The following is a 13,102-nucleotide window of genomic DNA, read 5'->3' as shown; positions in this document are numbered from 1 at the left end:
CTATCTTTTTTTATATCCTTTTTTTATCATCTAAATACGTTAAATATGTACTTTTTAACTCTTTCAGGTAAATAATTATTCTAATTTTCTAATATTATTTTGAGCAAAGCAATGCGATTTTTTTTAGAATACTCTGCTCTCACTTCTTAAAATTTACATTATACATTCTTACACTAAGTATAACATAATACTAATAGAACGATACTAAATAGATAGATTTTTTATTCAGACATTTTTTAAATTATCTGTTAAATTAAGTCGCTTTCGTTATTTATGTCTTATCATTTTTTTCAAATCCTCCTTATATTGACCATTTCATTGTAATTATCAAATATAAATACATTTGATGATTACAACGTTCTCAGTAGATTTAAACCACTATAAAAAGCCCCTTCAAAAAATAACTTTTGAAAGAGCTTTTATTTTTAATAAAATTTAATGATTTTCGACAACACGTGTAAACTTATCATGCAAATCGTCCATTACTACAAAACGGGCTTCTCTGATTGTTTCTTTTCCTTCTACAAAAAGTAATAATGCTGGAACTGTAAAGACCGTGAATTGGCCTGCTACCTCTGGAACATCATCTGCACTCACTTGAATTGGGTGAATCGTTGGAAACTCCTTCAGTATTTCTTGTACTTGTGGTTGAACAGAATGGCACACACTGCAATTTTCTCGCGAGATATAAACAAATGAAAAGCGGTGTTCTTCAATAAACTCTAAAATTTCTTTTAATGATTTAGCTTGTGGGAATATATTCATACTCTGCCTTCTCTCTAATTGCTGTTCTTTACTTAACTAAATCAAATTTTGTTGTTAAGACGTCTTTTGTTACTGGTCCTACGATTCTCTCTTGAATAACTCCTTGACTATCAATAATATAAGATGTTGGCAAGGATTGAACGCGGTATAAATTAAACATTTTTTGCGTGCCATAAACATTTGGGTAATCAACATCAAATTCGTCTAGAAATAGCTGAGCATTTGCAAGATCGGTTTCTGACGTTGTCACATTCACGCCTAATACAACCACATCTTCTTGCGTTTCAGAAAATTCTTTTAAATGTGGCATCTCTACTTTACAAGGAGGACACCAACTTGCCCAAAAGTTTAAGAATACCTTTTTTCCACGATAATCTGATAGCTTTACCATGCTCCCAGCCATATCTTCTGCTTCAAATTCGTAAGCTAATTGCCCTGAGTTATTGCCTTCTTCAAGGACTTGTTTTGATTGGCTTTCTTCTTGTTGCATTCTAGCATCTGAAGCTGCTTGTTTTTCATCTTTTCTCTCTTGAGCAAAGTCATAGCCAAAATCGACAAGAACAAAAATAAGTACCAGTCCTAAAATAGCCCAAATTATTTTTTTCAATTTTCGTCCACCTCATTTATCCTAATAATTCAAATTTTGTTCCTTCTAATAAACGGGCTACCCATTCGGATATACTTTCTAAGGTACCTGTCAATAGTAAAATACCTAATAAAATTAAAACAACTCCACCAATTTTCATAATTAAATCACTGTATTTCAAGATGTTTTTTAACTTAGTTATAAAGAAAGAAACCAATAAAAAGGGTAATGAAAAACCGACTACATACATAATTAGATAAAGTAACGGAGGAGAACCGACTGCTGTTCCTAATAATAAGATAGAAGAAAAGATTGGTCCGATACAAGGCGTCCAACCTGCAGCAAAGCCTAATCCTACTAAAAATGTAGAAGAAAAACTAACCGTTTTATTGGCTTTTAAAAATCGGTAATCTCCTAACAAAGCCGGAAATTTAAGGAGTCCAGTAGTTAGGAGTCCCATAAAAATAATTAATAAACCAGCAAATCGCTGCAATAGTAGACTAATTGAACCAGTCATCAACTGACTAAAAGCATCCCCTAAGTAACTCATTCCTAAACCAAGACTAATATAAACAACCGATACTCCTGATAGGAATACTAAAGAATGCAATAAGACATTCTTTTTAAATTTAAATGATTTATTTTCTTTCACTTCTTGAATATTTTTCCCTGTGATATAGGAAATATATAAAGGCAATAGCGGAAGTGCACATGGAGATAAAAATGATAATACTCCTGCACCAAAAGCTACCCATAATGTTACGTCCGTTTCGATTGTTTTTGCCTCCTTAATAATACGACTAAGACTATGATCCATTCAATTGCTATAAAAACAAGTAGTTCGGGAGTAACAACAAAGCCAAAATACAAAACCGATTGGCTTCTTGTTATTAAAAGATGAAAAATAGTACCTAATAAGCCACTTGCCATTATCCAACTATCTCCTCTTAAGAGTGTAGCAGAAGATAACAAGAGTAAACCGGAAAATAATAAAATCAATCCGATCATTAGAGGACTTTTGTATAAGAAGTAATAATACATATGGTTAATGATTCCTACTAAAGATACCAATTGAAAAATAGCTCCTAGTATTTTTTGTTCTGTTTTATCGTTTTTTAAATAGCGATAAAAACTATAAGCTAGCACTAAAAGAAAGCTAACAGATACGGCTGTCGTTGACAAGATTAATGCACGATAAGGCAGAGCGATAATCTCAAAAAAATAAAAGAATCCGTTCCCTACAAAGGCAATAAAAAAAAAGTAAAATACTTTATCAACAAAGTGATTTAACGTCTCTTTCTTTTCACTTACCGTTAAGGAGGTCAATAGCCACCACAATCCAATTCCTAGACTAATCAAAAGCAAAGGAATGAAAACCGGATTAGAAAATAAGTTCAACACATCTAAAACTCCTTTACACTCTTTTTCAATTCTTTTAGATACTATTAAACTATTATACGTGTAGGGGTATTAAATGTAAAGCTCTTTAGCTTATTATCCACTCATTAGCTAACCCCTACTCCTCAGCTAATCCAACTATTTATCGTTCTTATTCTTGTTTTCATTTGTTTTTCTTTGTTTGACTTTGTTTGTTTTTAATGATAGGTTTTACTGAGTAGTATCTTAATTTTTTCAGCCTTATTACATAATTGTGAGCGTATTCAAGAGAAAAACTTAAATGAATCACACTAAAGCACTAAATACTGTTAACTCTTTGACGAGTTAGCCTGAGCTTACCCATCGTAATAGGTTAGTCAATCAAGATTCTATTTATTTGGTACATTAACTAAGGAGGAGTTTAAATGATTACGATTGAAAATGAGTATTTGACTGTTGTTATTAAAGAAAAAGGTGCAGAGCTTGCGAAGGTTTATAATAAAGTGGATGCCTTTGACTACCTTTGGACCGGAAACAGCCAGTACTGGGGAAGACAGGCCCCTATTTTATTTCCTATTATCGGTAAACTAAATGAAGATGCTTATACTATCGGAGAAAAAGAATACACAATGAGTCAACACGGCTTCGCTAGAGAGTTTGATTTTGAACTTGTCAGTCAAAGTGACAAACAAGCATTGTTTTCTTTATCAGCAAATGAACAGACTAAAAAAATGTATCCTTTTGATTTCAAGTTACAAATCACCTATCTATTAGAAGAAAAAAATCTTGCTGTTCACTATAGCGTTGAAAATCTCAGCGAAACGATTAAACTACCTTTTTCTTTAGGTGCTCACCCCGGATTTAATATCCCTTTAAATAATGACGGAGTCTTTTCAGATTATCAGTTGACCTTTGAGCCAGCTTTAAAAAATTCTGTTAACGTCTTAGAAATTGATGATGGACCTTTTCCATTTATTACAGGAAACAACAAAGAGTTAGCTTTAACAAAAGAGAACGTATTGGAATTAGACTATCAAACGTTTGACAACGGCTTGTTAATTATCGACGAAAATGTTGCGAGTGTTACTTTATCTAGTCCTCTTTCTAAGAATAGTATTACATTAGAAGTAAGTGAGTTCCCTTACTTAACCCTATGGACCGTTGAAAATAAAAAAGCACCTTTCTTATGTATTGAACCGTTTTACGGATTGCCTGACCAAATTGGTAAAATAGGCGATTTGTACGACAAAAAAGGCAATTGTATTTTAGCTACTTCAGATACTAAAAAAATGACGTTTTCAATGACGTTCAAATAAGAGTTACCTATTTAGACAAAAAAACCAAGACAGTTGTCTTGGTTTTTTTGTCTAGCTTATTAATGAACTGGTTTAAGAACGATTAATTCTCCAACCAAGCCAATTTTGACCCCTTCTGCTATTTTATCTTTTCTCGTTTCATGTACCAATTGAAATTTGTTTGTTTTAACAATTTCCTTATTTTTAGTCTCGAATTCGCCTTCAAATGGTTCGTTTGATCCTTTAATTAAAATAACAATCACCTTGAATCCAGATTCATCTACGATACAAGGGCTGTAGTGAAGCGTGGCGCCGTACATCTCGATTATAGTACCTGCTGGAACATAAAAAACTTTTGCGTCTTTTTGCGCATTAAAAACGCCATCTACTGCTTGTTCTCTTTTGCCTAATACCATTAAAACGTCTGTTAAAACAATATTTACTTCGCTACCTTGATGGTACTCATATGCTGAAAATGAGGTGTTGTTACCCGCACACTCGCCAGCTTCTATTGGCAGCCCTGCATAAATATCTGCTTTTATTTCTTTAATGATTTTGAATGTTTCTAATTCACTATTAGATGGAGAATAACTGTTTCCTTCTTTAGGAACATCAATCGCTTTTTCTGCGTATTCTTTAATACCTGCTATATCATAGCCTTCAAGAATAGCTCCGTATGCTTTAAATTCTGGACTAGTTACATCATAAATCGTATACGTTTGATTTTCTTTACGAATAGCGTCTATTTTTTTCACTTTTTCCATCCCTTTTCAAAAAAATATCTTTAAGAGATGCCAAGACCAAAGCAGTTTTGGCATCTCTTAAAGTTTAGTCTTTTTTATTTAATTTTATCAAAATATGAAACAGCCGTTTCTGCTAATACAGCGTTTAATTCTTCAATGTTTTTCTTACCGACTGTATTCATCCACTCTTTACCAGCTTTTTCGCCATCTTTAGCGAAGACTTCGATTCCGTTAGCCCAAGTTGCGCGGCCACATAAAACACCATTGAATTGAGATCCTGCTGCATGAGCAAATGTTAACGTATCTTGGAACATTTTAGCAGATACACCCGCACTTAAAAAGATAAACGGCAATTCAGTTGCTTCAGTTTGCTCAACGAAGTATTGTTTTGCTTCTTCTTTAGTGTATACAGGTGTGTTGTCTCCATTAAATCCTTCAACATAAGCCATATTTACAGGCACTTCAACTTTTAATACGTCTACTTTATATTGAGGTTTAGAGAATTCTTTCATCATTTCATTTACTTTATGAGGTTTTACTTTAGCATATTCTGGACTCTTAGCATCATCATTTTTTGCATCGTAAGAAACCAACTCTAAGAAGAATGGGATATCTTCTGCAGCACATTCTGATCCAAGTCTTTCCATATAAACGTGTTTATAGTCATTGATTTTTTGATCTTCATCAATATCATAATACAATAAGAATTTAATCGCATCTGCGCCAGCTTCTTTTAAGCGATAGACAGACCATTCTTCTAATAAATCTGGTAGACGACCTGGTTCAGTAGCGTCGTAGCCTGTTTTTTCATAGGCTACCAATAGACCTGTTCCGTCTGCACGTAATTTTGATGCAGGTAAACCGTATTCTGGGTCTAACAAAATTGCAGTAGAATAAGGTGTCAATTCTGAAGAAATGACTTTTTTGAATTCAACAATGTCTTCTTCGTTAGCGGGTTTGTTTGCTGCTGCAGCTAACATTTTTTTAAGTGAACCGCGTTGATCGATTGCTAATGCTGCGATTACGCCTCTTTCATTTGATAATGATTTAAGAGCTGCTAATTTATTTGGCGTCATTTGTCTCATCCATCCTTTTAGTTTAATTTTTTTAGCGAAATTTTTTGATAATACTCATTAAATAACTCATTGTTAATAAAACCAGTTTGTTTTTCCATGGTATTTAACATGCCTGTTGTCATACCTGTTTTCATCACTTCAACGTCGTCAGTGCCAGCTGCAATAGCACTCGCTAATCCAGCTACTGTTGAATCTCCTGAACCAACAGGATTAACCACGTCTATTTTAGGAATGGTTAATCGGAAAAATTCTTCATTATGCTTTACAAGAGCACCATCTGCCCCAAGGGAAATGACAATCCACTCCACACCTTTAAATAAAGAGTTTATTGTTAGAACTTCTTGTAATTCAACTAAATCATGGATTGGTTTTTCTATCAGTTGAGCAATTTCTTCTTGATTTGGCTTGATTAAAAATGGCTTATGTCTACCAGATAAACTAACTTTCAAGGGTTTACCAGAGCTATCTAACACAACAGGAATTTCTCTGATTGAGGCAATTTCAATCATTTTTGTATATAACTCTGTGCTTAATCCTTTAGGTAGGCTACCAGATATCGTCACAACAGATATATTATCTAAGCTATTTTCAAAATGAATTAAAAAATTAGCTTCATCTTGTTCATCCAATAGAGGACCCGTTTCCAGTATTTCTGTTTGTTGCATATCGTCATGCAAAATAGCAATGCAATTACGTGATTCTTGATTAATCGGCATAAAGTTGTGTTTAATCTTAGTTTCATCTAATTTCTTTTCGATAAATTGACCAATTGTTCCTCCTAAAATACCAGAGGCAATAACTGGAGAATGAAGTTGATGCAGCACTCGTGCAACGTTTAACCCTTTTCCACCAGCCGTCTTGGTTACTTCTGTCACTCTATTGACACTGTTCAACTGAAGTGTTTCTAAAGGATATGAAATATCTACAGATGGATTCATCGTAACAGCTAAAATTGACTTAGTCATAATCACAGCTCCTTTTGATTAGTCGTGGTAATAGCCTTCATCCCATAAGTCTAACTCTTTTTTAAAAAAATCAGGGCTGTGTTGTTCTTCATTTTTTGGTGCAAGATTGTCAATTTTTTCAATCAGCTTTTTGTTTTCAGCTGTCTCTTTGTACTCAGTATTCAAGAATGTCGCAACGATATCTTCAGCTAAGAATTTACCAACCGTTGTTCCACCGAAGCCAATGACATTTGCATGCAATTCTTCTGTTACGTATTTAGTGATTGTAGCATTGCTAACTAGTGCAGCACGGACACCATCGTTTTTATTCGCAGCTACTGTGATACCGACACCTGTCCCACATAAAACAATCCCTCTATCCGCTGTTTTGTTGCTAACGAGTTCGCCAACTTTTTTACCAAAAATCGGATAGTGTGTCCGGCTCGTATCATAAGCTCCTACATCAATTACCTCGTGTCCTTGCTCTTTTAGAAAGTTAGAAATAGTTATTTTTACGTCTGTTACGATATGATCGTTTCCTATTGCAATAATCATTTTAATTGTTCCTCCTCATTGGTTTTCATTAGATTTTTTTAAATCATTTTTTCAAGCATGTCTACACGAACTTGGTGACGTCCACCAGCATATTCAATTCCTAAATAAGAATCGACAATACTTTTTGCTAATGCTACCCCAACAACTCCAGCCCCAAGAGCAATTGCTTTTGCTCCATTATGTTCAGTTGTCATATGTGCTGTCCGTTCTTCTGTTACGTTGGCTGTAATCATACCTTTAATCTTGTTACTAGCCATAAATGAACCAGCTCCAAATTCATCAAACATAATGCCACGATCTGCTTTACCTTCCAATACGGCACTAGAAACTAATTTTGAAGACTCAATGAAATCTTCAGCTGGTTCTTTTGTTGTATCCACAACGGTATAATTTTGTTCTTGAAGATAGTGTTTAATCGTTTCTTTTAATTCAAAGCCTTTTTTATCTGAACCTAATGCTATTTTCATTTTATAATCTCCTTTGGTTTGTTTGTATTTTTAGCTTTCTTTATTTCTTTGTTAATTTTACTTCAGTATATTGTTGATAGTGGGCTAAAGTCTCACTGGGTAGTTGTTGATTTGTAATAAGGTAGTCAATATCGTAAAGATTATAAAATTGGTAAAAATCATCTTTATTTAATTTATGATAATCTGTTAGAATGTATTTTGTTTGTGCATTATTTAAAGCTTTCTTTTGCGTTTGTCCTTCTTCAGTGTCTGCCGTCATAATGCTTTCATTTCTTATGCCGTTAACTCCGACAAACGCTCGGTTGAATTTCAACTTCTCGATTGTCCCATTTGTTAGTTCTCCAACAAATGCTCCCGAACGTTGTCGGAAAGTTCCGCCTGTTAAAACGAGATCGATTTGCGGTCGTTCTTTTTGAAAATTTTCAAAAACAGGAAGACTATTCGTTACAACTCTCAAGTAATCTACTTGAACGAAACTCGCTAAAAGTTCTAACGTTGTCCCAGGACCAATAAAGATTGTTTCGCCATTTTTGATTTCAGAAGCTGCAACTTGAGCAATTTCTCGTTTTTCTTCTATATTTAGTTCACGCTTTTCAATATGAGAAGCTTCATAGATAATACTACTCTTGACACTTTGAGCACCACCATGTAAACGAACAATTTTCCCACTTTCAGCTAGCTCATCTAAATCTCTTCGAACGGTCATATCAGATACATTTAGTTTTTTTATCAAATCGGCTGTTTTTACGGTGCCGCTTTTATTTACTTCTGACAAAATTGTCAACAATCGATCCCTTTTCATAATTTTCTCCTTTCAGACAAATTTTACTTATATGTTATAATTATTAATTATTGTTTGTTTCTTTAATATAAACATAAATTAACACTTTTTTAAACAAATGTCAACATTCTATTTGTTAGCACTTGTTGATTTCCCAAAAAAACCTTGTATTATAAGCGTTTAAATAAAATAGTTCCCTATTTACAGAATTATAAATAAACTCTTCTATAGATATTTCTTTCTAATTTCTTTACAAAGAAACAAAAGAAAGCGTTGACTTTTGTTTTGAATACATATACAATACTAATTATAGAACAGAAACAAACATTAACAATCACATACAAACAGGGGAGGGTGTTCTTTTCTACTAATCATTAGATATATCAAATCATTTTATCTAAGTAGAAATAAAATGATAACGCTTAAAAAACAAAAAACAAACAAGCCTTTAGCGCTTGAATTTTAAGGAGGATTTATTTTGAATAGAGAAGAAGCAAATATGATAGGTTTTGAAATTGTAGCATATGCAGGAGAAGCTAGATCTAAATTGTTAGATGCACTCAAATTAGCAAAAACTGGCGAATTTTCAAAAGCAGAAACTTTAATAGAAGAATCAGGTAAAAGTTTGGCGGAAGCACATAAAGCTCAAACTCAAATGTTAGCTAACGAAGCAAGCGGTGATAACGTAGAAGTTGGTTTTATTATGGTTCATGGACAAGATCATTTAATGACAGCATTGCTTTTGAAAGACGTTATTGGACATTTAGTAGAATTATATAAGAGAGGTTGATGATTAATGAATAGATTAGTTGCCCAAATAGAAAAGATGAAACCATTTTTTGAAAAAGTTTCAAGAAATAAATACTTAAGAGCTGTTAGAGATGGTTTTATCGCTGCAATGCCAGTCGTTTTATTTTCAAGTCTCTTCTTGCTAATTGCGTACGTACCAAACATTTTTGGTTTTTATTGGAGCACATCAGTTGAAGCATTATTAGTGAAACCATACAATTATTCAATGGGCTTACTTGGATTATTAGTAGCTGGAACAACTGCAAAATCTTTAGCTGATTCGTTTAATAGGGATTTGCCAAAAACTAAACAAATAAATAATATATCTACTATGTTAGCAGCTATCGTAGGATTCTTACTATTATCTTCTGATCCTATCGATGGTGGATTTGCAAGCAATTATATGGGAACAACAGGCTTACTTTCAGCATTTATTTCAGCTTTTATTGTTGTAAATGTTTATAATCAATGTATTAAACGCAACATTACAGTAAAAATGCCTAGTGAAGTTCCTCCTAACATTGCTCAAACATTTACCGACCTAATACCATTTTCAGTATCCATATTATCATTTTGGATAATTGATTTTATCGTTCGCTATGTTACTGGAGCCAACTTTGCTCAAGGAGTAATTGAACTATTCCAGCCTTTATTTACAGCAGCAGATGGTTATATGGGGCTAGCTCTTATCTACGGTGCAATTTCGTTCTTCTGGTTTATAGGAATTCACGGACCGTCTATCGTAGAACCAGCTGTAGCAGCAATATTATACGCAAATATTGATTCTAATCTACGCTTAATGCAAGCTGGAGAACATGCTAATAACGTTCTAACTACTAGTACACAATATTTCATAGCTACTCTTGGTGGAACTGGAGCAACTTTAGTTGTCCCCCTTATGTTTATGTTTATGGCAAAAGCTAAACAAAATAGAGCAATCGGTAAAGCTTCATTCATCCCAACTTTGTTTGGAGTAAACGAACCGATTTTATTTGGAGCTCCTTTAGTTCTAAACCCAGTTTTCTTTATTCCTTTCATAGCAGCTCCAATAGCTAACGTATGGGTTTTCAAAATATTCGTAGACCTTTTCAATATGGATAGTTTCTTATACACTTTACCCTGGACAACTCCAGCCCCTATCGGAATGATACTAGGAACTGGCTTTGCTCCACTTGCTTTCATATTAGCAATTCTTCTACCCGCAATGGATGTTCTTATTTACTACCCATTCTTTAAAGTATATGACAAACAAATGGTAGAAAAAGAGCTAGCCTACGAAGAAGAAGACAATGCAGTTGTTGTTGTTGATAGTATTGAATTAAATGAACCTTTAGTAGCAACTATTTCTGACAGCAACTTTGAAGAAAAAAACGTATTAGTCCTTTGTGCCGGTGGTGGAACTAGTGGCTTGCTAGCTAATGCCTTAGCAAAAGGAGCAAAAGAAAGAAACTTACCTCTTTATACAGCTGCAGGATCTTATGGTGCCCATTATGATATTATGAAAGAGTATGATCTTATTGTACTAGCTCCTCAGGTTGCTTCAAATTATGAAGACATAAAAAAAGACACAGATCGTTTAGGCATCAAACTAGTAAAAACTGAAGGAGCCGAATACATTTCACTGACTAGGGATCCTGAAAAAGCACTAAAATACGTTCTTGACGTTCTAAAGATTAAAGAATAAAAATTTTTAAATTATAAGGAGGCAATAAAATGTTGAAATTACCTGAAGATTTTATTTTTGGTGGGGCGACTGCAGCATATCAAGCAGAGGGCGCTACTAAGGAAGGCAATAAAGGACGGGTTGCTTGGGATACCTTTTTGGAAGAAGAAGGAAGATTTAGCCCTGATCCAGCAAGTGATTTTTATCATCAATATCCTGTCGATTTAGAATTAAGCGAAAAATTTGGAGTGAATGGAATACGTATCTCTATCGCGTGGTCACGAATCTTCCCCGAAGGTTATGGCACTCCAAATCCTGAAGGTATTGAATTTTACCACAACTTATTTAAAGAATGTCATAAGAGAAATGTAGAACCATTTATAACACTTCATCATTTTGATACCCCTGAAGTTTTGCATAAAGATGGTGATTTCCTAAATAAACAAAATATTGAACATTTTGTCAACTATGCTGAATTCTGCTTTAAAGAATTTAAAAACGAAGTTTACTATTGGATTACTTTTAATGAAATTTATCCAGTCTCAATTGGTCAGTACTTGACTGGTACTTTCCCTCCTGGTATTCGATTTGACTTTGGGAAAGTATTCCAATCTATGCACAATATGATGGTTGCACATGCTAAAGCTTTGATTGTATTTAAGAGTCTTAATAATCCCGGAGAAATTGGTATCGTTCATTCTCTAGAAACTCGTTATCCTTATACAGACTCTGAAGAAGATAAAAAAGCTGCTCACCTAGATGATGTATTAGCTAATAAATTCTTACTAGATGCAACCTTTAAAGGTTATTATTCTGAAGATACTATGAAATGTGTTAATCAAATTCTTGCCGCAAATAATGGAGCAGTCGATATCCAAGATAGTGATCTTGAACTATTTGCTAAAGCATGTAAAGATAATGATTTTTTAGGAATTAACTCTTACCAAAGTAGTTTTATTAGGGCCTACGATGGTGAAAATGATATTCATCATAATGGGACTGGTGAGAAGGGTACTTCTGTCTTTAGATTAAAAGGTATTGGTGAGAAAATGTTTGATATGGAAATTCCACGTACAGACTGGGATTGGCTTATTTATCCAGAAGGTCTTTATGATATGATGATTCGCATTAAAAATGACTACCCTAATTATAAGAAAATCTATATAACAGAAAACGGTATGGGCTATAAAGATGACTTTAATGATGGGGTCATAGATGACCAACCAAGAATCGACTACATTAAATCACATATGGAATCCGTAGCAAGAGCTATCGAAGATGGTGTTAATGTAAAAGGATACTTCTTATGGTCATTAATGGATGTGTTCTCTTGGTCTAACGGATACAATAAACGTTATGGTTTGTTCTATATTAATTTCGATACACAAGAACGATATCCAAAGAAGAGTGCTTATTGGTTCAAAGAATTGGCTGAAACTAGAGAGATTAAATAAGTTATTAATTATTGATAATAGTTGTTTTACTAGTTTCTATAAAATGTTTCAAAGCTGATAAATACTAGCTTTGAAACATTTTTTTACTTTCTTTAACTATCAATTTTTTCTAAATTAAACCAAGTTATTCATTGTTTTCTATCTGACTTGTATCGTGATCGACGGCGTTAGTCAACGTGAACTCATCTGGGTAAAAAAGCTCATTATCCATAAAGCAGAGTTTTAAATGAAGCTTAACTCCTAATTTTGTTTTACGAAAATCAGCCCATTGGTAAAGATTTTGGTTAAGTAAAAACGTCGAAGATTCAATTAGGTAGAGACTATTTCATTTCGTTACGGGCCTTTTATTTTTAGCCTGACTGACCTGCTGACCAAAAATGGCTAAAAGAACCTCTGGATCTATTAATGAAATAAAACCATTTATTAAAAACAGAATTTGTTTTATACTTATCCATATATTAGGTCCTTTTTATTGGTCTTGGATGAGCCAACTGAGTTCAGTATAAAGGACTTTTTTGTATATTGGAATAATAAATAAATTTATGAAACATATAATGTCTCATGCAATACTAGTCATTTCTTGTAACTAAATCTAAAATACAACTCC

The 13,102-nt window shown here is 33.5% G+C and carries 14 protein-coding genes; 4 read left to right on the top strand and 10 right to left on the bottom strand.

The window, feature by feature from the left end; all coding sequences use genetic code 11:
* Positions 1 to 435: 435 nt before the first annotated feature.
* From B9Y54_RS05550 to B9Y54_RS05535, 4 genes are read right to left on the bottom strand one after another with little or no spacing between them, the layout of a single operon-like run.
* Positions 436 to 765: a thioredoxin family protein gene (locus B9Y54_RS05550; RefSeq protein WP_085559343.1), complete on the bottom strand. Its 330-nt coding sequence runs from the start codon at positions 763 to 765 to the stop codon at positions 436 to 438.
* 28 nt (positions 766 to 793) lie between these two features.
* A complete protein-coding gene (locus B9Y54_RS05545) occupies positions 794 to 1,372 on the bottom strand; it encodes a TlpA family protein disulfide reductase (protein ID WP_085559342.1) in 579 nt (192 codons plus the stop codon).
* Positions 1,373 to 1,388: 16 nt separating this feature from the next.
* Positions 1,389 to 2,168, bottom strand: a complete 780-nt coding sequence (locus B9Y54_RS05540) for a cytochrome c biogenesis CcdA family protein (RefSeq protein WP_085559341.1) — start codon at positions 2,166 to 2,168, stop codon at positions 1,389 to 1,391.
* Positions 2,111 to 2,752, bottom strand: coding sequence for a hypothetical protein (locus tag B9Y54_RS05535; RefSeq protein ID WP_085559340.1), 642 nt, complete (start codon positions 2,750 to 2,752; stop codon positions 2,111 to 2,113). Before B9Y54_RS05535 ends, B9Y54_RS05540 begins: the two co-directional genes overlap by 58 nt.
* 401 nt (positions 2,753 to 3,153) lie before the next feature.
* On the opposite strand from B9Y54_RS05535, the gene B9Y54_RS05530 reads away from it, so the two are divergent.
* Entirely contained in the window at positions 3,154 to 4,044 is an 891-nt protein-coding gene (locus B9Y54_RS05530) for an aldose 1-epimerase family protein (RefSeq protein WP_085559339.1), read from the top strand.
* Positions 4,045 to 4,103: 59 nt separating this feature from the next.
* On the opposite strand, the gene B9Y54_RS05525 is transcribed toward B9Y54_RS05530, so the two are convergent.
* The 6 genes from B9Y54_RS05525 to B9Y54_RS05500 form a co-directional block, all read right to left on the bottom strand.
* A complete protein-coding gene (locus B9Y54_RS05525; RefSeq protein ID WP_090004976.1) occupies positions 4,104 to 4,778 on the bottom strand; it encodes a DUF4867 family protein in 675 nt (224 codons plus the stop codon).
* An 83-nt stretch (positions 4,779 to 4,861) separates the two neighbouring features.
* Entirely contained in the window at positions 4,862 to 5,851 is a 990-nt protein-coding gene (gene lacD, locus B9Y54_RS05520; RefSeq protein WP_085559337.1) for a tagatose-bisphosphate aldolase, read from the bottom strand.
* Between the two features lie 8 nt (positions 5,852 to 5,859).
* Entirely contained in the window at positions 5,860 to 6,807 is a 948-nt protein-coding gene (lacC, locus tag B9Y54_RS05515) for a tagatose-6-phosphate kinase (protein WP_085559336.1), read from the bottom strand.
* Between the two features lie 18 nt (positions 6,808 to 6,825).
* A complete protein-coding gene (gene lacB, locus B9Y54_RS05510) occupies positions 6,826 to 7,341 on the bottom strand; it encodes a galactose-6-phosphate isomerase subunit LacB (RefSeq protein ID WP_085559335.1) in 516 nt (171 codons plus the stop codon).
* 38 nt (positions 7,342 to 7,379) lie between these two features.
* Complete coding sequence (lacA, locus tag B9Y54_RS05505) at positions 7,380 to 7,808, bottom strand: galactose-6-phosphate isomerase subunit LacA (protein ID WP_085559334.1); 429 nt, start codon at positions 7,806 to 7,808, stop codon at positions 7,380 to 7,382.
* A gap of 40 nt (positions 7,809 to 7,848) precedes the next feature.
* On the bottom strand, positions 7,849 to 8,613 hold the full coding sequence (locus tag B9Y54_RS05500) for a DeoR/GlpR family DNA-binding transcription regulator (protein WP_085559333.1): 765 nt from the start codon (positions 8,611 to 8,613) through the stop codon (positions 7,849 to 7,851).
* Positions 8,614 to 9,067: 454 nt separating this feature from the next.
* Between B9Y54_RS05500 and lacF the strand changes: the two genes are divergently transcribed.
* Genes lacF through lacG form a run of 3 tightly spaced genes read left to right on the top strand, consistent with a single transcriptional unit; the run spans position 9,068 to position 12,495 of the window.
* Positions 9,068 to 9,379, top strand: a complete 312-nt coding sequence (gene lacF, locus B9Y54_RS05495; protein ID WP_085559332.1) for a lactose-specific PTS transporter subunit IIA — start codon at positions 9,068 to 9,070, stop codon at positions 9,377 to 9,379.
* A 6-nt stretch (positions 9,380 to 9,385) separates the two neighbouring features.
* Entirely contained in the window at positions 9,386 to 11,062 is a 1,677-nt protein-coding gene (locus tag B9Y54_RS05490) for a lactose-specific PTS transporter subunit EIIC (protein WP_085559331.1), read from the top strand.
* 29 nt (positions 11,063 to 11,091) lie between these two features.
* Positions 11,092 to 12,495, top strand: coding sequence for a 6-phospho-beta-galactosidase (gene lacG, locus B9Y54_RS05485; RefSeq protein WP_085559330.1), 1,404 nt, complete (start codon positions 11,092 to 11,094; stop codon positions 12,493 to 12,495).
* Positions 12,496 to 13,102 lie beyond the last annotated feature (607 nt).

The organism is Carnobacterium iners (genome assembly GCF_900177385.1).
Lineage (GTDB): Bacteria > Bacillota > Bacilli > Lactobacillales > Carnobacteriaceae > Carnobacterium_A > Carnobacterium_A iners.
Note: the sequence above shows the minus strand (reverse complement) of the source record. Positions and strands in the feature narration are given on the sequence as shown.